18 protein-coding genes are annotated in these 20,905 nt (G+C 68.5%); 13 read left to right on the plus strand and 5 right to left on the minus strand.

The window, feature by feature from the left end; genetic code table 11:
* The first annotated feature begins 11 nt into the window (after window positions 1-11).
* From E1218_RS01325 to E1218_RS01355, 7 genes are read left to right on the plus strand one after another with little or no spacing between them, the layout of a single operon-like run.
* On the plus strand, window positions 12-1,148 hold the full coding sequence (locus tag E1218_RS01325; protein ID WP_132315321.1) for an aromatic ring-hydroxylating oxygenase subunit alpha: 1,137 nt from the start codon (window positions 12-14) through the stop codon (window positions 1,146-1,148).
* 11 nt (window positions 1,149-1,159) lie between these two features.
* Window positions 1,160-2,461, plus strand: coding sequence for a serine hydroxymethyltransferase (glyA, locus tag E1218_RS01330; RefSeq protein ID WP_165949076.1), 1,302 nt, complete (start codon window positions 1,160-1,162; stop codon window positions 2,459-2,461).
* Window positions 2,462-3,679, plus strand: coding sequence for a sarcosine oxidase subunit beta family protein (locus tag E1218_RS01335; protein ID WP_132315323.1), 1,218 nt, complete (start codon window positions 2,462-2,464; stop codon window positions 3,677-3,679). It abuts the gene before it with no gap.
* 19 nt (window positions 3,680-3,698) lie between these two features.
* The gene (locus E1218_RS01340) at window positions 3,699-3,992 is read left to right on the plus strand and encodes a sarcosine oxidase subunit delta (protein WP_132315325.1); all 294 of its coding nucleotides are present in this window, start codon (window positions 3,699-3,701) and stop codon (window positions 3,990-3,992) included.
* Complete coding sequence (locus tag E1218_RS37695) at window positions 3,989-6,874, plus strand: 2Fe-2S iron-sulfur cluster-binding protein (RefSeq protein WP_132315327.1); 2,886 nt, start codon at window positions 3,989-3,991, stop codon at window positions 6,872-6,874. Before E1218_RS01340 ends, E1218_RS37695 begins: the two co-directional genes overlap by 4 nt.
* Entirely contained in the window at window positions 6,867-7,412 is a 546-nt protein-coding gene (locus E1218_RS01350; protein WP_132315329.1) for a sarcosine oxidase subunit gamma, read from the plus strand. Before E1218_RS37695 ends, E1218_RS01350 begins: the two co-directional genes overlap by 8 nt.
* Window positions 7,412-8,782 (plus strand): L-serine ammonia-lyase, encoded by a 1,371-nt coding sequence (locus E1218_RS01355; RefSeq protein ID WP_132315399.1) that lies wholly within the window; start codon window positions 7,412-7,414, stop codon window positions 8,780-8,782. Before E1218_RS01350 ends, E1218_RS01355 begins: the two co-directional genes overlap by 1 nt.
* A gap of 804 nt (window positions 8,783-9,586) precedes the next feature.
* Here the strand turns inward: E1218_RS01355 and E1218_RS01360 are convergent.
* From E1218_RS01360 to E1218_RS01380, 5 genes are all read right to left on the minus strand, one after another.
* Complete coding sequence (locus tag E1218_RS01360) at window positions 9,587-10,216, minus strand: MBL fold metallo-hydrolase (RefSeq protein ID WP_202865699.1); 630 nt, start codon at window positions 10,214-10,216, stop codon at window positions 9,587-9,589.
* Entirely contained in the window at window positions 10,213-11,298 is a 1,086-nt protein-coding gene (locus E1218_RS01365; protein WP_132315331.1) for an S-(hydroxymethyl)mycothiol dehydrogenase, read from the minus strand. The genes E1218_RS01360 and E1218_RS01365 overlap by 4 nt, the downstream gene beginning before the upstream one ends.
* 36 nt (window positions 11,299-11,334) lie before the next feature.
* Window positions 11,335-12,201, minus strand: coding sequence for a formyltetrahydrofolate deformylase (gene purU / locus E1218_RS01370; protein ID WP_132315333.1), 867 nt, complete (start codon window positions 12,199-12,201; stop codon window positions 11,335-11,337).
* 201 nt (window positions 12,202-12,402) lie between these two features.
* Window positions 12,403-14,055, minus strand: coding sequence for a BCCT family transporter (locus tag E1218_RS01375; protein WP_132315335.1), 1,653 nt, complete (start codon window positions 14,053-14,055; stop codon window positions 12,403-12,405).
* A gap of 233 nt (window positions 14,056-14,288) precedes the next feature.
* A complete protein-coding gene (locus E1218_RS01380) occupies window positions 14,289-15,035 on the minus strand; it encodes an IclR family transcriptional regulator (protein WP_202865700.1) in 747 nt (248 codons plus the stop codon).
* 220 nt (window positions 15,036-15,255) lie between these two features.
* Here E1218_RS01380 and E1218_RS01385 point away from each other — a divergent pair, with 220 nt between their 5' ends.
* The 6 genes from E1218_RS01385 to E1218_RS01410 are packed head-to-tail and all read left to right on the plus strand — an operon-like array spanning window position 15,256 to window position 20,831.
* A complete protein-coding gene (locus E1218_RS01385; protein WP_132315339.1) occupies window positions 15,256-15,606 on the plus strand; it encodes a bifunctional 3-phenylpropionate/cinnamic acid dioxygenase ferredoxin subunit in 351 nt (116 codons plus the stop codon).
* Window positions 15,603-16,772: an NAD(P)/FAD-dependent oxidoreductase gene (locus E1218_RS01390; protein WP_132315341.1), complete on the plus strand. Its 1,170-nt coding sequence runs from the start codon at window positions 15,603-15,605 to the stop codon at window positions 16,770-16,772. Before E1218_RS01385 ends, E1218_RS01390 begins: the two co-directional genes overlap by 4 nt.
* Window positions 16,773-16,805: 33 nt before the next feature.
* Window positions 16,806-17,696 carry a bifunctional methylenetetrahydrofolate dehydrogenase/methenyltetrahydrofolate cyclohydrolase gene (locus E1218_RS01395; RefSeq protein WP_132315343.1) on the plus strand — a complete coding sequence of 297 codons (891 nt, stop codon included), beginning with the start codon at window positions 16,806-16,808 and terminating at the stop codon, window positions 17,694-17,696.
* The gene (folP, locus tag E1218_RS01400; RefSeq protein ID WP_132315345.1) at window positions 17,693-18,562 is read left to right on the plus strand and encodes a dihydropteroate synthase; all 870 of its coding nucleotides are present in this window, start codon (window positions 17,693-17,695) and stop codon (window positions 18,560-18,562) included. Before E1218_RS01395 ends, folP begins: the two co-directional genes overlap by 4 nt.
* A 47-nt stretch (window positions 18,563-18,609) precedes the next feature.
* A complete protein-coding gene (locus E1218_RS01405; RefSeq protein WP_202865701.1) occupies window positions 18,610-19,464 on the plus strand; it encodes a methylenetetrahydrofolate reductase in 855 nt (284 codons plus the stop codon).
* On the plus strand, window positions 19,461-20,831 hold the full coding sequence (locus E1218_RS01410; protein ID WP_202865702.1) for a bifunctional folylpolyglutamate synthase/dihydrofolate synthase: 1,371 nt from the start codon (window positions 19,461-19,463) through the stop codon (window positions 20,829-20,831). Before E1218_RS01405 ends, E1218_RS01410 begins: the two co-directional genes overlap by 4 nt.
* Window positions 20,832-20,905 lie beyond the last annotated feature (74 nt).

The raw sequence follows: 20,905 nt of genomic DNA on the forward strand, positions 1-20,905 counted from the left end.
AGGAGCTGTACATGACCGTCACCGAGAACAAGACCCTCCCGGAGAGTTTCCTGCCGACCCTGCCGGGATCCGCCTACTCGGATCCTGAGCTCTTCGCGCGCGAGCAGGAACTCATCTTCGAGCAGCTGTGGTTCTGCGCGGTCCGCTCGGGTGACATCGCGAAGCCGGGGGCCTTCCGGACCGTCCAGATCGGCCGCGAGAGCATCCTGATCACCCGCTCACGCCGGGGCGAGGCGCGCGCGTTCTTCAACATCTGCCGGCACCGCGGCGCCAAGCTCTGCACCGAGGACGCCGGAGAGACCCAGCGCGCCTTCCAATGCCCTTACCACGCGTGGACCTACGACCTCGACGGCAAGCTGGTGGCCGCCCCGAACCTGACCAAGATGCCGGATATCGACCGCGTCGAGTACGGCCTGCGCAAGGTCCACGTCCGCGAATGGCTGGGCTACGTCTGGGTCTGCCTGGCAGACGAAGCGCCGTCGTTCGACGAAACCGTCGTCGGCGCGGTGCGGACCCGCCTCGGCGACGTCGAGTCGCTCGAGCACTACGGCGTGGAGAGTCTCGAACTGGGCCGGCGCATCACGTACGACGTGAAGGCCAACTGGAAGCTCATCATCGAGAACTTCATGGAGTGCTACCACTGCGCCACCATTCACCCGGAGCTCACCGAGGTCCTGCCGGAGTTCGCCGACGGGTTCGCCGCACAGTACTTCGTCGGCCACGGTGCATTGTTCGGCGAGGACGTCAAGGGCTTCACCGTCGACGGCTCGAAGGGTCTCGACCGGATCCCGGGAGTCTCCGAGGACCAGGACCGCCGCTACTACGCCGTCACGATCCGCCCGCAGGTCTTCGTGAACCTGGTGCCGGACCATGTGATCATCCACCGGATGTTCCCGCTCGCCCCCGGCCACACGATCGTCGAGTGCGACTGGCTGTACCTCCCGGACGTCGTTGCTGAGGGCAAAGACCTGACCAAGTCCGTCGAGCTCTTCCACCGGGTCAACCAGCAGGACTTCGACGCCTGCGAGCGTTGCCAGGCCGCCACCGACTCGCGCATCTACGCCGACGGCGGGGTGCTGGTGCCCAGCGAGCACCACATCGCCGAGTTCCACAACTGGGTCCTCGACTCGCTCAAGCCGCGCGCCTGAAGGAGAACCTGATGACGATCAACACAACCGCATCGCCCGAGGCGGTCCTCGACCGTAGCCTGGCGGACTTCGACCCGGAGATCGCCGCCGCCGTCGAGCGCGAACTGCTCCGCCAGCAGACCACGCTGGAGATGATCGCCTCGGAGAACTTCGCGCCACGCGCGGTCATGCAAGCTCAGGGTTCCGTGCTCACCAACAAGTACGCCGAGGGTTACCCGGGCCGCCGGTACTACGGTGGCTGCGAGCACGTGGATGTGGTCGAGCAGCTCGCCATCGACCGGATCAAGGCACTGTTCGGCGCCGAGGCGGCGAACGTCCAGCCGCACTCGGGCGCCCAGGCGAACGCGGCCGCGATGTTCGCGCTGCTCGACCCGGGCGACACCATCCTCGGCCTCGACCTGGCTCACGGCGGGCACCTCACGCATGGCATGCGGATCAACTTCTCCGGCAAGCTCTACAAGGTCGTCCCGTATCAGGTCTCGGCCGACGACTTCCGGATCGACATGACCGAGGTCGAACGGTTGGCCCTCGAGCACCGTCCGAAGCTGATCGTGGCCGGCTGGTCGGCGTACCCGCGGCAGCTCGACTTCGCCGAGTTCCGCCGCATCGCGGACCTGGTAGGCGCGTACCTGATGGTCGACATGGCCCACTTCGCCGGTCTGGTCGCCGTCGGATTGCACCCGAGCCCGGTGCCGTACGCCGATGTCGTCACGACCACCACGCACAAGACGCTCGGCGGCCCGCGCGGCGGCGTCATCCTGAGCACGGCCGAACTGGCGAAGAAGATCAACTCCGCGGTCTTCCCGGGCCAGCAGGGCGGCCCGCTCGAGCACGTGATCGCGGCCAAGGCGGTGGCCTTCAAGATGGCGGCGTCGGCGGAGTTCCGCGATCGCCAGGAGCGCACGCTCGAGGGTGCGCAGCTGATCGCGCGCCGGCTGCTCGATCCCGACGTCACCGACGCCGGCATCTCGGTTCTCACCGGCGGCACCGACGTCCACCTGGTCCTCGTCGACCTGCGCGACTCGGCGCTCGACGGGCAGCAGGCCGAGGACCGCCTGCATGCCATCGGCATCACCGTCAACCGCAACGCGGTACCGTTCGACCCGCGCCCACCGATGGTCTCGTCGGGCCTTCGGATCGGTACGCCGGCGCTGGCGACCCGCGGCTTCGACGGCGCTGCCTTCGAAGAGGTCGCGGACATCATCGCGACCGCGCTGGCCGGCTCCGGCGAGGCGGACCAGCTCGCCCAACTCCGCACCCGGGTCGAGACCCTCGCATCCAAGTTCCCGCTGTACCCGCCACAGGAGGGCTGAATGGCCAAGCTGCTTCCGGAGCATCCCGCCTGGCTGTGGCGGGACCCGAATCCCAAGTCGTCGTACGACGCCGTCGTCGTCGGAGGTGGCGGTCATGGCCTCGCCACGGCGTACTACCTGGCCACCAACCACGGTCTGACCAATATCGCCGTACTGGAGAAGGGGTGGCTCGCGGGCGGCAACATGGCCCGTAACACCACGATCATCCGGTCCAACTACCTGTGGGACGAGAGTGCGGCGATCTACGAGTTCGCGCTCAAGTTGTGGGAGCAGCTGCCGGCCGAGCTGGACTACGACTTCCTGTTCAGCCAGCGCGGTGTGCTGAACCTCGCGCACACGCTCCAAGACGTTCGCGACTCGGTACGGCGGGTGGAGGCGAACCGGCTCAACCGGGTGGACGCCGAGTGGCTGGAGCCCGACGAGGTCGCGAAGGTCTGCTCGATCATCAACGTCTCGCCGGACATGCGCTACCCGGTGCTCGGTGCGACGTTCCAGCCGCGGGCCGGGATCGCCAAGCACGACCACGTTGCCTGGGCCTTCGCCCGGGCCTGCGACTCGATGGGCGTAGACATCATCCAGAACTGCGAGGTCACTGACTTCGTCAAGGACGGCAACCGCGTCGTCGGGGTCGACACCACGCGTGGCCGGATCAACGCCGGCAAAGTCGGCCTGGTGGCGGCGGGACACAGCAGCGTGCTCGCCGAGAAGGCGGGCTTCCGGTTGCCGGTCCAGTCGCACCCGCTACAGGCCTTGGTCTCCGAGCTGTACGAGCCCGTCCATCCGACGGTCGTCATGTCCAACTACGTTCACGTGTACGTGTCCCAGGCGCACAAGGGCGAGCTCGTCATGGGCGCGGGCGTGGATACCTACAACGGGTACGGCCAGCGCGGCTCGTTCCACGTCATCGAACGCCAGATGGCGGCCGCCCTGGAGCTGTTCCCGATCTTCGGCCGGGCGCACTTGTTGCGGACCTGGGGCGGAATCGTGGACGTCTCCCCGGACGCCTCGCCGATCATCGGCCCCACGCCGGTGGACAACCTGTACGTCAACTGCGGCTGGGGCACCGGAGGCTTCAAGGCGACGCCGTCCGCCGGCTGGGTGATGGCCCACACGATGGCCACCGGTGAGCCGCACGAGCTGAACCGGCCGTTCGGCCTCGAGCGGTTCACCACCGGTGCCCTCATCGACGAACACGGCGCGGCCGGCGTCGCCCACTGACCCGAGAAGGAGCACTGCGATGCTGCAGCTGAAGTGCCCGTGGTGCGGACCGCGGGACGAGACCGAGTACCACTACGGCGGCCAGGCACATGTCCCCTATCCCGAGGACCCGAGTGCGCTGACCGACCAGGAGTGGGCGCAGTACCTGTTCTTCCGAGACAACCCGAAGGGCCCGTTCGCCGAGAGGTGGTCGCACACCATCGGCTGCCGGCGGTGGTTCAACGTCATCCGCGACACCCGGACCTACGAGGTCCTGGCCGTCTACACCGCTACCGACCCGCGACCCGATGTCGCATCAGGAGGTCAGGCATGAGCGGCCAGTCCCACCGGCTTCCCAGCGGCGGCAGGATCGATCGAAGCACCGTGCTGACCTTCACGGTCGACGGGGTCGACTACACCGGCCACCCCGGTGACACCGTGGCATCCGCACTGCTCGCCAACGGGCGCATCCGCGTCGGTGACTCGATCTACCGCGGCCGTCCGCGGGGCATCGTCGCGGCCGGTCCCGAGGAGCCGAACGCACTGCTCCAGGTCGGTGGGGAGCAGTCCGAGCCGATGGTGCCGGCGACGATTCGCCGGCTTGTCGAGGGATTCAACGCATCGACGTTGTCCGGGCTCGGCGTACTCGATCCCGATCCCGATCTGGCGACGTACGACAAGAAGTTCGTGCACACCGACGTACTGGTCGTCGGCGGCGGTCCGTCGGGCCTTGCGGCGGCGCTGTCGGCGGCACGCTCCGGAGCGCGGGTCATCCTCCTCGACGAGCAGCCGGAACTCGGCGGTTCGTTGCTCTCGGCAAGCGTTGAGCTGGTGGACGGCAAGCCCGCTGTCGAGTGGGTTGCCGAGGCGGGCACCGTACTCGAGGCCGAGCCGGAGGTGACCGTCCTGACGCGGACACTGGCCTTCGGCTCCTACGACGACAACTACGTCCTCGCGGTCGAAGACCGGTCCGGACCGGCTCCGCAGGGTCCCGGTGTGTCGCGGCAGCGGGTGTGGCACATCCGGGCCGGCCAGGTCGTGCTGGCGACCGGCGCGCACGAGCGGCCGCTGGTCTTCGCGGGCAACGACACCCCGGGAGTGCTCCTGGCGGGCGCGGTCCGGACGTACCTCAACCGGTACGCCGTCGCGCCCGGACGTCGGGTGGTCGTCGCGACGACGAACGACAGCGCCTACGACACGGTCGAGGACCTCGTCTCGGCCGGCGTGGAAGTCGTCGCGGTGCTGGACGCCCGGGTGGGAGACTCCGTGCGGGCGGCCGAGGTCGCGGCGTGCGGAGTGCGAGTCGTTCCGGGCAGCACAGTGGAGCGGGCGGAGGGCGACCCTGTCACCGGTCTCCTCGTGAAGGTCGACGTCGGCAAGCTCGGCGAGGACGACGAGGTCGCGTACTCGGAGACGCTGGACGTCGACGTGCTGGCTGTCTCCGGCGGCTGGAGCCCGGTGGTGCACCTGCACAGCCAGCGTCAGGGCACGCTGCGCTGGGACGACGCGCTGGCAGCCTTCGTACCCGACAGCGCGGTGAAGAACCAACGCGTGGTGGGCTCCGCGCGCGGCACCTTCACGCTCGACGAAGGGCTGCGTGAGGGCGCGGCGGCCGGCGCCGAAGCCGCGACGGCCGCCGGGTTCGCGGTCGCGGCGCTCGACATCGGCGGCGTGGGCCGCCAGGTCACGGCGGGTGAGACCCGGAAGCTCTGGCTGATCGCCGGCATCGACGGTGAACCCGGTGAGTGGGACGAGCACTTCGTCGATCTCCAGCGCGACCAGACGGTCGCGGACGTCTGGCGAGCGACCGGCGCAGGTATGCGCAGCGTCGAGCACGTCAAGCGCTACACCTCGATCGGTACCGGTCAGGACCAGGGCAAGACGTCCGGGATCACCGCGATCGGCGTCATCGCGGAGGCTCTCGGCGCCGTGGAGATCGGCAGCATCGGCACCACGACCTACCGCGCGCCGTACGCTCCGGTCTCGTTCACCGCCCTCGCCGGACGGGAACGCGGAGAGCTGTTCGACCCACGGCGGATCACCCCGATCCACGACAGGCACGTGGCGGCAGGCGCGGAGTTCGAGGTAGTCGGCCAGTGGCTGCGTCCCTGGTACTACCCGCGGCCCGGCGAGGATCTCGACGCCGCGGTCGAGCGCGAATGCCGTGCCGCCCGGACCGGCGTCGGCATGATGGACGCCTCCACTCTCGGCAAGATCGAGATCGAGGGTCCGGATGCGGGCGAGTTCCTCAACCGCGTCTACACCAACGCCTTCAAGAAGCTGCCGGTCGGCTCCGCGCGGTACGGCGTCATGTGCAGAGCCGACGGGATGATCTTCGACGACGGGGTGACCCTGCGGCTCGCCGACGACCGGTACTTCATGACGACCACGACCGGTGGCGCGGCCGCCGTACTGGAGTGGCTCGAGGAGTGGCTGCAGACGGAGTGGCCCGAGCTGAAGGTGTACTGCACGTCGGTGACCGAGCAATGGTCGACCGTGGCCGTCGTGGGACCGAGGTCCCGCGAGGTCGTCGCGCGGGTCGCGCCCGGGCTGGACGTGTCGAACGAGGCGTTCCCCTTCATGACATACCGCGAGACCGTTCTCGCCTCGGGGATCCGCGCCCGCATCTGCCGGATCTCGTTCTCCGGGGAACTCGCCTTCGAGATCAACGTGGCCGGCTGGTACGGCGCGCAGGTGTGGGAGGAGGTCTACGCGGCGGGGCAGGATCTCGGCATCACGCCGTACGGCACGGAGACGATGCACGTCCTGCGCGCCGAGAAGGGGTATCCGATCGTCGGGCAGGACACCGACGGCACGGTGACGCCGCAGGACGCCGGGATGGAGTGGATCGTCTCGAAGCAGAAGCACTTCATCGGGCGGCGCTCGCACGCTCGGGCGGACAGCCAGCGCGCCGATCGCAAGCACCTGGTCGGCCTGCTGCCTGTCGACCGCACCACGCGGCTCCCGGAAGGCAGCCAGGTGGTGGCCGCGGCGGACGGCGTCCTTGACGGCCCGTCTCCCGTCCCGATGCTCGGCCACGTCACGTCCAGCTACCACAGCGCGGCGCTGGAACGTCCGTTCGCGCTCGCCCTGGTCAAGGGCGGACGGGATCGCATCGGAGACGTGCTGGTGTCGCCGGTGGGCGACCGGCTCGTCGAGGTCGAGGTGACCTCGCCTGTGCTCTACGACCCCGAAGGGACGAAGCGAGATGGCTGACCTGACCCTGCTGCGACGCAGCCCGCTGGAGACGCCGTTCGTCAGCATGGCGGGCCTTCGGGTCGATCCGGACTCCGACGGTGCACGAAGTATCGAGGGCGTCCTGGGTGCGGCGTTGCCGCGACAGTGCGGCGTGGTCACCCGAAACGGCGCGCACTCGGTGCTGTGGCTGGGGCCTGACGAATGGCTCTTCGTCTCCGAGGCCGAGACGAGATCGCTCGTCGCCGATCTCCGTGCCGCCACGGTCGACGCGCACGCAGCCGTGGTCGACCTGTCCGCGAACAGAGCGGTCTTCGAGCTCGCCGGGGTCAACGCACGGAAGGTCCTCGAGAAGGGCTGTCCCGTCGACCTGCATCCTCGCGTCCTTGCCGACGACACGGCCGTCTCGACCACGCTCGCCCGCGTTCCTGTTCTGCTCTGGAAGGTCGACGAGACGTTGTTCCGGATCCTGCCGCGGTCCTCGTTCGCGCCGTACGTGGAAAGCTGGCTGCGCGACGCCATGGAGGAATTCGCTCCATGGGACCAGAGCGGCTCCTGATGGCGCTCTCGGCGTTCGACCTCTACTCGATCGGTATCGGTCCTTCGTCGTCGCACACCGTCGGGCCGATGCGCGCCGCGAAGCGGTTCGCATCGACGCTCGCCGACTCCGGGCAGCTGGCCGGCGTCCGTCGTGTCCGGGCGGAGCTTTTCGGCTCCCTCGGCGCGACCGGACACGGTCACGGTTCGCCGAAGGCCGTCGTACTCGGCCTCGAAGGCGAAGACCCGGCGACCACGGACACCGATCGCGCCGACGGCCGGATCGGTGAGATCCGGGAGACCGGCCGATTGCTCCTGAACGGCACGCACCCGGTCGCGTTCGACGTCGACACCGACCTGGTCATGCACCGGCGCAGGAGTCTCCCGGCCCATCCGAACGGGATGACCTTCGCGGCGTTCGACCGCGCCGGCGTACAACTGGACTCCCGGACGTACTACTCGGTCGGCGGCGGCTTCGTCGTCGACGAGGAGGCCACCGGCGCGGACCGGGTCGTTCTGGACGAGACGCTGGTCAAGTTCCCGTTCGGAACGGGTGCGGAACTGCTCGAGATCTGCGCACGCGAACAGCTTTCGATCAGCGACGTCATGCTCGCCAACGAGCAGGCCTGGCGCACCGAGGACGAGATCCGGGCCGGCATGCTGCACCTGTGGTCCGTGATGACCGCGTGCGTCGAACGAGGCTTCCACCGGGACGGCGTCCTTCCCGGCGGCCTCAAGGTACGGCGACGCGCCCCGGGCCTGTACCGCGAGCTCTCGAGCAAGGGGTACGACGACCCGCTACACGTCGTCGACTGGGTGAACCTCTACGCGCTCGCTGTCAACGAGGAGAACGCGGCCGGCGGACGGATCGTCACCGCACCGACCAACGGCGCCGCGGGCATCATTCCGGCCGTTCTGCATTACTACGTGCATTTCGTGCCTGGCGCGGACGACGACGGCATCGTCCGGTTTCTCCTGACCGCGGCCGCAATCGGCATCCTGTTCAAGCTGAACGCGTCGATCTCGGGCGCCGAGGTGGGCTGCCAGGGTGAGGTCGGGTCGGCCTGCTCGATGGCCGCCGGTGGTCTGGCCGAAGTGCTCGGCGGTACGCCGGCCCAGGTCGAGAACGCGGCCGAGGTCGGCATCGAGCACAACCTGGGCCTGACCTGCGACCCGGTCGGCGGCCTGGTGCAGATTCCGTGCATCGAGCGGAACGCGATCGCGTCGATGAAGGCCATCAATGCCGCACGCCTGGGAGTGAACGGCGATGGCGACCACAAGGTGAGCCTGGACAAGGCGATCAAGACGATGCGCGACACCGGCCGGGACATGAAGGTCAAGTACAAGGAGACCGCCCGCGGCGGCCTCGCCGTCAACGTCATCGAGTGCTGAAGCAGGACAAGGTCCGGATCTGCAAGTCCGGCAGGAGACGTCAGGCCGTCGGCTGGAGCGCTATCTCCGGTACCAGCTGTCCCGCAAGCCCGCATTTGGTGGGTGGGCGTCCGAAAGTGTGGGTTGGCCACCGTCATCACGGTCACCAACCGAGCGTCTCGGACGTCCACCCCAATGCCGTTCAGTTAGGCCGGTGTGGGTGTTGTCAAGCGTGTACGTGGTCGACCGGACGGTACCGACGGACAGGACGTGTACGCCGACTGCCCGCGACGCGCCCGGCTGTCCCGCGTGCGGCAGACGGCGTTAGACGGCAGTGGGCGTACACGTCCTGTCGATCGGCACCATCTCGACCCGGCCCGGCGCTCACGCAGCACCGGCACGACGCCGGCGACCGGCACTGAGCGCGGTTCTTGACCTTGGTCTCTTTCCCGCAGACTGAACGCCAGGGGTGTACCCACCAGATGCGGGGTTCGCCCACCGGATCCCGGCCGCAAACCCTGCATCTCGTGGGCGGACCCACCAGATGCTGGGTAGGAAGTGGGCGCCCGGGGATGGCCCCGGGGGATGTGCGCCCCGTGAGGATGAGTGCCCCGGGCGCTCAGGCCCGCCACGCCGGCACGGCACGGTGCGGTGCCGGCGGACGGGACTGAGCTCGGTTCTTGACCTTGGTCTCGGCCCGCTAACTGAACGCATTGACGCCCAACCACCGAACGACTGATGGGCACCCGGCGCTGAGCTCGGGTTGTTGACACGGGTCCTTGGCCGCTGACCGAACGGCATTGGGGTTGACCCCGACGGCACTTCCTAGTGACCGCGGGCGATCCACGCCCCGAGGTCGGGGAGCTCGGCGCCGATCGACGTGTCGTCACCGTGTCCGGTGTGGACGACCGTTTCCTCCGGCAGGGTGAGCAGCTTGTCCCGGATCGAGTCGATGATCGTCGGGAAGTCACTGTACGAGCGCCCTGTCGCCCCCGGCCCGCCCTGGAAGAGGGTGTCGCCGGTGAAGACGACACCCAGCTCCGGGCTGTGGAAGGAGCAGGCGCCCGGCGAGTGACCCGGCGTGTGCAGCGCCCGCAGCGTGACTCCCGCGACCTCGAATTCATTGCCGTCGGCAATCTCCCTGTCCGGGGCGGACTCGTGGACCTGATCCCAGAGGACCCGGTCGGCCGGGTGCAGGTACGAGGGAGCGTCCGTCGCCGCGCACAGCTCGGGTGCCGCGTTGACGTGGTCGTTGTGCGCGTGGGTGAGCAGGACCGCTCGCACGGTGCGGCCGCCGACCGCCGCGACGATCGGCTCGGCCCAATGCGCGGCGTCGATGACGACGCACTCGTAGTCGTCGCCGACAACCCAGACGTTGTTCTTGACGTCCCAGACGCCACCGTCGAGGCTGAAGGAGCCCGCGGTCACCACCCGGGTGATTTCGGCCCCGCTCACAGCTCGACCACCGAACGCAGTACCTCGCCCTTGTGCATCTTCGCGAACGCGTCCTCGACCTCATCGAGAGCGATGGTCTCGGTGATGAACGCGGCCAGCGGGAACCGGCCTTGGTGCGCCAGGTCGACCAGCATCGGGAAGTCACGTGACGGCAGACAGTCCCCGTACCAGGAGGATTTCAGTGCGCCGCCGCGCCCGAAAACCTCCAGGAGCGGCAACTTGAGCTCGCTGTCCGGCGACGGTACGCCGACCAGGACGACGGTGCCGGCCAGGTCACGGGCGTAGAACGCCTGCTCGTAGGTCTCCGGGCGTCCGACCGCATCGACGACCACATCAGCACCGAAGCCGCCGGTCAGGGCGCGGATCGCGTCGACGGCGTTCTCGTCGCGGGAGTTGACCGTGTGGGTCGCTCCGAATTCCTTGGCCCAATCGAGCTTACGGTTGTCGACGTCGACCGCGATGATGGTGGCTGCCCCGGCGAGGGCGGCGCCGGCGATTGCTGCGTTGCCGACACCACCGCAGCCGATCACCGCGATCGAATCGCCCCGCCCGATGCCACCCGTGGTCACCGCGGCCCCGAAACCGGCCATCACGCCGCAGCCGAGCAGTCCGGCCGCGGAAGCTGTCGCGTTCGGGTCGACCTTTGTGCATTGGCCTGCTGCGACCAGTGTCTTCTCGATGAAGGCGCCGATGCCGAGTGCGGGTGACAGCGGCGTACCGTCGCTCAGCGTCATTGCCTGTTCGGCGTTGTGCGTGTTGAAGCAGTACTGCGGCTTTCCCCTGGCGCACGCGCGGCACTGGCCGCACACCGCACGCCAGTTGAGGATCACGAAGTCGCCCGGAGCGACCTCGGTGACACCCTCACCGACCGACTCCACGACGCCGGCGGCCTCGTGGCCGAGCAGGTAGGGAAACTCGTCGCCGATTCCGCCCTCGCGGTAGTGCAGGTCGGTGTGGCAGACGCCGCAGGCCTGGACCGTCACCACGGCCTCACCAGGGCCGGGATCTGGTACGACGATGTCGACGACTTCGACCGGCGCTCCCTTGCGGCGGGCGATGACTCCCTTGACGGTGACGGACATGAGTCTCCTTGGTTCTGGGGGTGGGTGACGGCCTGCTCAGCGGAAGACGACGGTGCGGTTGCGGTCGAGGAGCACTCGGTGCTCGCTGTGCCAGCGGATCGCCCGGGCGAGGACCTGAGCCTCGACGTCGCGGCCCGCGGCGGTCATGTCGGCAGGATCGAGCGAGTGGTCGACGCGGGCGACGTCCTGCTCGATGATCGGGCCTTCGTCGAGGTCCGAGGTCACGTAGTGCGCGGTGGCACCGATCAGCTTCACGCCGCGCGTGTGCGCCTGGTGGTAGGGCTTGGCGCCCTTGAAGCTCGGCAGGAACGAGTGGTGGATGTTGATCGCCCGCCCCTCCAGCTTCCCGCAAAGCTCGTTCGACAGCACCTGCATGTAGCGGGCCAGCACGACGAGATCGACGTCGAGTGAGTCCACCAGTTCGAGCAGGCGCGCCTCGGCCTCCGGCTTGGTCTCCGCAGTGACCGGGACATGGAAGAACGGGATGCCGCTGGCGTCGGCGACGGCCTCGAAGTCCCGGTGGTTCGAGACGATGCCGGGGATCTCGAGGTTGAGCGTGCCGGTGCCGGTGCGGAACAGCAGGTCGTTCAGGCAGTGGCCGAAGCGGGACACCATGATCAGCGTGCGTGTCGGCGTGTGCAGGTCGTGCAACTGCCAGGCCATCGCGAACTGGCTCGCGATCGCGCCGAAGTCCTGACGCAGCGACTCGGCGGTCACCCCTTCCGCGCGGAACTGGACACGCATGAAGAAGGTGTCGGTGAGCCGGTCGTCGAACTGCTGGCTGGCGCTGATGTTCCCGCCCTGGGTCATCACGAAGCGGCTGACCGCGAAGACGATGCCCGGCGCCTCGGGACAGGTCAGGGTGAGGACGTACTCGTGGCCGGCGGCGGGAAGAGGCGCCATGGAACTCTCCTTTGCGTATTACACAACTAGCTGAGCGATACGCAACAGCGTGCCTGGTTGGAACTATCAGGTCAAGAGGGTGCCGGGGTCGATTTCGGCGTCTTTGCGCCGTTCGAGGGTCGCGTCCGGACAACGCGGACAGGCCGGGAGAAGGGCCCTGGGCGGGCCCCTTCTCCCGGCCGGACGGCGGCCGTCAGACGCTCAGCCGACAGGTGTCGGCGAGGTCTCCGGAGTGGAGCCGTTGGCCGGCGCGGACAGCGCCTTGTCGTCCAGCTCCTCGACCGTGGTACTGATCGTGCGGCGACCTGGACGCGGAGCCGGGTCCGGCTCGTTCCGGAGCTCCTTCACCAGCGAGACGGCTGCCCCGATCATCACGAACATGAACGGGAAGGCGGCCAGGATGCACAGCGTCTGGAGAGCCGACAGGCCGCCGGCGAGCAGCAGGATGCCGGCCACAGCGCCGGTCATCACACCCCAGAAGATCGTCACCAGGTTGCGCGGCTCACGACAGCCACGGCACGACAGCATGGCCATCACGAGCGAGGCGGCATCCGCGCCGGAGACGAAGAAGAACGCCACCAGGAGAATGACGACCGATGCCGTGAGCGCGAACCACGGGTACTGACGCAGGAGTTCGAACAGGGCCGTCTCCTGTCCCTGCTCCAGCGCCCCGGCCAGATTGACGCCGCCGAGCTGCAGGTTGATCGAAATGCCGCCCAGGATGGAGAACCAGACGAAGGTGACCAGGCTCGGAGCGAGGACGACGCCGAAGACGAACTCGCGGATCGTACGGCCCCGGGAGATCCGGGCGATGAAGGCGCCGACGAACGGCGTCCACGACATCCACCATGCCCAGTAGAAGATGGTCCAACCGCCGAGCCAGTCCTGCCCGCCGAAGGCGCCGGCCCGGAAGCTCATCGGGACGATCTGGGCGAAGTAGTCACCGACCGACTCCGTGAACGTGCTGAGGACGAAGACCGTCGGTCCCACCACGAAGAGGAAGAACAGCAGGGCGACGGCGAGCACCATGTTCAGATTGGACAGGTACTGGACGCCGCGGTGCACACCGCTGACCGCCGAGACGATGAACGCCAGCGTGAGCAGCGCGATGATGGCGATGGCGATCGGGGTGGACTTCGGCACGTCGTACAGCTGGTTGAGGCCCGAGTTGATCTGCAGCGCGCCGAGGCCGAGGGATGTCGCCGATCCGAACAGGGTCGCGAGGATCGCGAAGGAGTCGATGGCCCGCCCCGCGTTGCCCTCCGAGCGCTTGCCCAGCAGGGGGAAGAACGTCGAGCTGATCAGGTTCGCGCGGCCATGGCGGAACGAGAAGTAGGCCAGCGCCAGGCCGATGACGGCGTACATCGCCCACGGGTGGAAGGCCCAGTGGAAGAACGAGTACTGCATGGCGAGTTCGGCGCCCTTCTGGCTGTTGGGTTCGGCCAGGCCCATCGGTGGCTCACTCAGGTGAGACAGCGGCTCGGCGACGCCGTAGAACATCAGGCCGATGCCCATGCCTGCGCTGAACATCATCGTGATCCAGCTGACCGTCTTGAACTCGGGGCGCTCGTCGTCGCGGCCGAGCCGGATGCGGCCGTAGCGGCTGCAGGCCAGCACGAGCGCGAGGACGACGAAGCCTGCGCTCGCCAGGACGAAGAGCCATCCGAAGCTCTTGATCACCCAGGCCAGCGCATCGCCGGCGACGCCGGCCAGCCCTTTGTTGTCGACGATGCCCCACAGGATGAAGCCCAGGGCCAGGGCGGCCGACGTGGCCAGCACCGGTCTGTCCGCGGGCAGGCGGAGGAAGCGTTCCGCGCGATCCGGCGTGGACTGATTCTCAGGGGTGGTTGACATTGCGAAGAGTCCCTTCAGTGGGGTTCCACGTGCCCGGGTTTTCCCGACTGTAGGACTGGGTTGTGTGATTCGCAACAGTTCGCGCCAAATGAAACTTAGGCGTCACGGCACGACAGATCGGCGCAACAAAGTGACGTCGGCGTGAGCTGCAGTCGAGCGGCCCGGTGCATGAGCACCGTGGAGAAGCGATGAGGTGAGCGGCGGCGACCGGGCGGCCTGGCCGGCGGGGGTGTCTAGCCGAGCCAGCCCATGCGGTGGCTGATGCGGCTGCCGGCCAGCCTGAGGTCGGCTTCGGTGTCCTTGATCCGCGCCCTGTCGTAGCGGAAGGTCGGGCCGGAGGCGCTCATCGCTGCGACGACCGCTCCGGTGTGGTCGCGGATCGGGACGGCTGCGGCGTTCAGGCCGACCTCGAGCTCCTCGAAGGCGGTCGCGAAGCCGTTCTCGCGGATTTCGGCCAACTGGTCGAGCAGTTCCTGTCGTGAGGTCACGGTGTTCTCCGTGAGCCGCGGCTGGCCCGCCCGGTCGAGGATGGAATTGCGCTGCTCGTCGGACATGAATGCGAGCAGGAGCTTCCCGCTGGACGTCGCATGCAAGGGGGTCAGCTGACCGACCCAGTTCTGGCTCGCCACGGCGGCCGAGCCGCGCGCCTGCTGCACGTTCACCGCGTAGTGCTCGCGCACCACCGCGAGGTTGATCGTTTCGTCGAACTGCAGCGCGAGCGCGTCCATGATCGGCTGCGCCTGGTGTACCAGGTCGATGCGGGTCGGGATCGCGCTGGCCAGCCGGAGGATGCCGAAGGCGAGCTGGTACTTCCCGCGCTCGGTGTTCTGTTCGACGAGGTCGCGCTCTTCGAGTGCCGCGAGCAGCCGGAACGCCGTCGACTTGTGTACGCCGATCTCCGCGGCGACCTCGCTGACACCCGCATGACCCTCGCGCGCGAGGATCTCGAGCACGGTGATGGCCCGGTCGACAGACTGCACGCCTCCTTGGCTGTCGCCGCGAGCGCTCCCTCGTCCGGTCGAATTCTGCTCCCCGTTGCTCATAGCGCAACCCTACAGGGGTGAGGGGTCTCAACCCCAGGAGGGCCTGCCTCGATTTCAGGCCGGACCTCGCGCGGCCTCTTGACAGCGGCCGCTGGCGGTTCTCAAACTGTTGCGCATTGCGCGCCTCGTTGTGCTATTCGCATCAAAGGTGGAGAAAATGATCCGAGTCTGTCCCCTCTCCGCACTTCCGCCCGGAGAGGCTCTGCGCGTCGACGCCGAGCCGCCCATCGCCGTGTTCCACACCGACGACGGCGAGGTCTTCGCCGTCGACGACACCTGCACCCACCAGGACGCGTCACTGGCCGACGGCTGGCTCGAGGGCTGCGAGATCGAGTGCCCGCTGCACGCCTCGAAGTTCGATCTGCGGACAGGCGCGGTCGACGCACCGCCGGCCAAGCTGCCGATCCGCACGCACACGGTGCACATCGAGGACGATCACATCTGCGTCGAGTTGTCCGACGCCCAGCCCAACCTGCCGCCGGGCGTCACGTTCGGATCGAAGTCATGAGGGCCGTCACGATCGTCGGCGCGTCGCTCGCCGGTCTGTACACGGCGCAGGCTCTGCGGACGCAGGGGTACGACGGCGAGGTCGTGGTCATCGGCGACGAACGGGCGCGGCCCTACGACCGGCCGCCGCTGTCCAAGGAGTTCCTGGCCGGCAAGATCGAGGCCGACGTACTGACGCTCGAGTCGGCCGACGACGATCTCGACGCGCGCTGGCTGCTCGGATCACCCGCGGTGTCGCTGAACCCGGCGACGCGCGAGGTGGTCCTCGCCGACGGCACCCGAATCGGCAGCGACGCGGTGGTCATTGCGACCGGCGCACGCGCCAGGGCGTTGCCTGGGACCCGGCAGCTGGCCGGCGTGCATTCGCTGCGGACGATCGAGGACGCCGCTGCATTGCGTTCGGAGTTGCTGCCGGGTGCGCGTCTGGTCGTCATCGGTGCCGGCTTCATCGGCGGTGAGGTGGCCGCGACCGCAAAGGCGCTCGGCCTCGACGTGACAGTGGTCGAGGCGATGGCTTCGCCGCTCGCCGGACCACTGGGTACGCAGATGGGTGCCGTGGTGAGCGGGCTGCACGAAGCGAACGGAGTGGCGTTGCGCTGCGGCGTCGGTGTGGAGCGCATCGTCGGCACCGGTCGCGTCGAGGCTGTTCAGCTCGTCGACGGCACGCTGCTACCGGCCGACGTCGTCGTCGTCGGCATCGGCGCGATTCCCAACGTCGAATGGCTGATCCGATCCGGCGTTGCCCTCGGCAACGGGATCGAGTGTGATCACCAGGGTCGCACCGGCATCCCCGGCGTGCTGGCGGTCGGCGACTGCGCAGCGTGGTACGACCAGCGGCTCGGCCGCACGCACCGGGTCGAGCACTGGACCGGCGCCATGGAACGTCCGGCCATCGCCGTCGCGGCCCTGCTCGGCGGGGACGGCTCGAGCACGGACCGCCTGGCCGGCATCCCCTACTTCTGGTCCGACCAGTACGACGTCCGGATCCAGTTCGCCGGGCATGTCATCGAAGCCGACTCGGTCACCGTCGAGGAAGGGGCGGCGGACAGTCACAACCTGCTGGCCGTATACCGCCGCGGCGACGTCCCCGTCGGGGTCCTGGGCATGAACCAGGCACGTCTGTTCGGTCGCTGGCGCCGGCAGCTCAACGCTGCCGTCCCGGTCTGATCGCCTGTCCCACGAGAATCGGAAGGGCGTGCGGTGGCCATCGCAACAAGGATTGACGGACGCAAGGTCGCGGGCGATCTGAAGACACAGCTCGCGGCGCGCATCGCTCTGCTGCGTACGCAGGGGATCCGGCCAGGACTCGGCACGATCCTGGTCGGTGACGACCCGGGGAGCCATGCCTACGTCGCGGGCAAGCACCGCGACTGTGCCGATGTCGGCATCACCTCGATCCGGGTGGAACTTGCGGCGTCGGCGACGCAGGACGAGATCGAGGCCGCGGTCCGGTGGCTCAACGAGGACCCGGCCTGTACCGGGTTCATCGTCCAGCTGCCGTTGCCGCCGCACGTCGACACGCACCGGGTCCTGCAGCTGATCGACCCTGCGAAGGACGCCGACGGCCTGCATCCCACAAACCTCGGCAAGCTGGTGCTCGGGATCCCCGGCCCGCTGCCGTGCACACCGCGGGGAATCATCGAGCTGCTCCGCCGGCACGACGTCGAGATCACCGGGAAGCGGTTCTGTGTGATCGGCTGCGGTCTGACCGTCGGCCGGCCGCTGGGCCTGATGCTCACCCGCCGCAGCGAGCATGCCACGGTCACCCTGTGCCACGAGGCAACCGTCGACATCGCCGCCCATGCGCGTGCTTCGGAGGTGGTCGTCGCGGCGGCCGGCGTGGCACATCTCGTCAGGCCCGACTGGATCAGTCCCGGGGCCACCGTCCTTTCGGTCGGTGTCACCCGAACGGTCGAGGGCATCCTCGGAGACGTCCACCCCGAGGTCGACGCGGTGGCCGGCAAGGTCAGCCCGGCGACGGGCGGCGTCGGCCCGATGACACGCGCCATGCTGTTGATGAACATCGTCGAGATCGCCGAGCGCAACCAGCTCCCCGCCGGCCGCGACCGCCGTACCGAGGTGGTGGCATGAGAGGGCTGCAGGTCGCCGACGCGGCGACGGCTCAGCACACGCACGCGTCGCGGTGCCAGGTCCTCGGCGTCCTGAACGTCACTCCGGACTCGTTCTCCGACGGCGGGCAGCACGACGGTTCGGACGCGGCGATCGCCCGCGGCCTGAAGCTGGTCGAGCAGGGCGCGGATTTCGTCGACGTCGGAGGTGAGTCCACGCGGCCCGGCGCCGTGCGGGTGGACGAGGCCGAGGAACTGCGACGGGTGATCCCCGTGATCGACGCGTTGAGCGGTGCAGGTGTCAGAGTGTCAGTGGACACGATGCGCGCGAGCGTTGCCGAGAGAGCGCTCGAAGCCGGCGCCGAACTGGTCAACGACGTGTCCGGTGGGCTGGCCGATCCCGCAATGCTGCCCCTACTCGCTGATTCCGGAGCTCCCTGCATCTTGATGCACTGGCGCGCGCCTTCGGCGGTCATGGACGCGTTCGCCAGCTACGACTCCGTGGTCGACGACGTCAGTGACGAACTGACGAGGCGAGTGGACGCGGCATCGGCCGCGGGCGTCCGGGGCGAGAACATCGTGCTCGACCCGGGGTTGGGGTTCGCCAAGACCGCCGAGCACAACTGGGCATTGCTTGCCGCTGTACCGGCGCTGTGCGCGCTCGGCTTCCCGATTCTCATCGGCGCCTCCCGCAAGCGGTTCCTGGCTGACTGCGTGAATTACGGCGGACTCGCCCCGGACCGGGCGCTGGATCGCGACGACGCCTCGAGCGCGGTTGCGGCGGTAGCGGCTTCGGCTGGAGCCTGGGGCGTCCGCGTCCATGCGGTCGCCCCGGCGGCCGCGGCTGTCCGGGTTGCAGGGCGCATCGCGACAGCCGGGCACCGATGATGGCTCGACCTACGCGTGCCGACGTACTCCGAGCACTGTTGAGCCGGGTGCGGTACGAGGTTCTCCCGACCGCGGGTGTCGTGGACGAGGTGTGTGCCGGTCTGCCGAGCGGAGCGACGGTCACGGTCACGGCATCGCCGTCGAAGGGGCTGGACGCGACGCTCCAGGTCGCCGAGCGTTTGGCGGAACTGCGGTACGACGTCGTGCCGCATCTTGCCGCGCGGATGATCGACGGACCGGGGCGACTGGCGGAGATCACCAGCAGGTTGCACAGTGCCGGCATCACGAAGGTGTTCGTGCCCGGCGGAGACGCCGACCCGGCCGGCGCCTACGACTGCGCATTGCAGGTGCTGGCGGAGTTGACGCGAACGGGGCATCCGTTCACCGAGATCGGGATCGCCGGATACCCGGAGTCGCACCCGGCCATCAACGACGACCTGACGATCCAGGCCATGTGGGACAAGCGAAGCCATGCCACTCTGCTGGTCAGCAACCTGACGTTCGATCCACACTTGCTGGCGTCCTGGGTACGTCGCGTTCGTACGCGCGGCGTCCAGCTGCCGATTCTCGTCGGCCTGCCCGGGCCGGTCGAACGTGCCCGATTACTGCGCATGGCACCGAAGATCGGGGTCGGCGAGTCCGCCCGGTTCCTGGCGAAGAACGGCGGGCTCTTCGCCAGGATTGCCGCACCCGGTGGATATGACCCGCTCCGACTCCTCGGTCGTGCGGCGCCGACGCTCGGTCGCGAGGACATGCACATCGCCGGTCTGCACCTGTTCACCTTCAACCAGATCGCCGAGACGGAGACGTGGCGCGTGGCTCAGCTGGAGCGCCTGGACGGAGGTCGCGGTCACCTGGTGGCCCGTCCCGTGACCCGAGCGCAGGAATGGGGAGTTCGATGACAACCAGGCCGTCGATGCGCGAAATCGAGACGCGGCTGCTGGCGCGGTGGCCGGAGACGCAGCTCGATCCGTCCCTCGATCGGATCGTCAACGTGATGCGCATGCTGGGCGATCCGCAGCGCAGGTTCCGCAGCGTCCACATCACGGGGACCAACGGCAAGACAAGCACGGCCCGGATGATCGAGGCACTGCTCGCCGCGTCCGGCGAACACACGGGACGGCTCACCAGTCCACACCTGACGAGCATCCGGGAACGCATCGGCATCGCCGAAGAGGTCATCGCTGTGCCTGCGTTCCGGTCGGCCTACAGTGCCGTTGGGAAACAGGCCGAGCTCGTCGACGCGACCATGCCCCATCCGTTGTCGTTCTTCGAGATGACGGTGGCCATGGCCTACCGTGCGTTCGCCGATGCGGCGGTTGACGTCGCCGTGGTCGAGGTCGGCATGGGTGGGCGATGGGACGCGACGAACGTCATCGACGCCGAGGTCGCCGTGGTTCTCCCGGTGGACCTCGATCACACCGACTATCTCGGCCCGACTGCGGCCGCGATCGCCGGCGAGAAGGCCGGCATCATCAAGCCGGGGTCCGTCGCCGTCAGCGCTCGTCAGCCTGCGGAGGTCGCGGAGGTGCTTCGGGCACGTGCTCGCGAAGTGGCTGCGCGACTCGTCGTCGAGGGCGAGGACTTCTGTCTGCTGCGAAGGACGGTCGTCGAGGGCGGCCAGGTCGTTTCGGTACGAGGACTCCACAGCACGTACAGCAACGTGTTCCTGGCGTTGCACGGCCGCCATCAGGCAGAGAACGCTGCTTCCGCCGTCGTCGCGGCGGAAGCAGCGTTGGGGCGGCAACTGGACTTCGGTGTGGTGCAAGCCGTCCTGGGCCGCGTGACGTCGCCGGGTCGCTTCGACGTCCGCCCAGGTGACCCGCCGGTGATTCTGGACGCCGCGCACAATCCCCACGGAGCCCGTGCGCTGGCCGAATCCCTGACCGAACTCGCACCTCGCCGGACCTTTGCCGTCATCGCTGCGATGGCGGACAAGAACGTCGAGGACATCCTGCGCGAACTCGAGCCCGTCGTCGACGTGGCCGTCTGCACCCGGAATTCGAGTCCGCGAAGCCTTCCGCCGACGAGACTCGCCGCGATCGCCCGCCAGGTGTTCGGTGCACAGCGTGTCCATATCGCGTTCAACGTGCCGACGGCCCTCGACAAGGCTCGCGCGCTGGCGGCGTGGTTGCCGGCGCAGCCGTCCGACGCTCTCGTACTGGTCACCGGTTCCGTCGTGACGGTCGGCGATGCCGCGCGGGTGCTACCTGCCCCGGGCCGCACCGGGCTCGCAGAACCACCGGTGGGGAAACCCGTGCCCGGGTGAGCTGTCCCCATCGGTCCGGGGTCGGGTGCCGGAGGCCCCTTCCGGTACCCGACCCCGATCCTGCCTGTCGCACG

This window comes from Kribbella turkmenica (genome assembly GCF_004348725.1).
In the GTDB taxonomy this organism is placed as follows: Bacteria; Actinomycetota; Actinomycetes; order Propionibacteriales; family Kribbellaceae; genus Kribbella; species Kribbella turkmenica.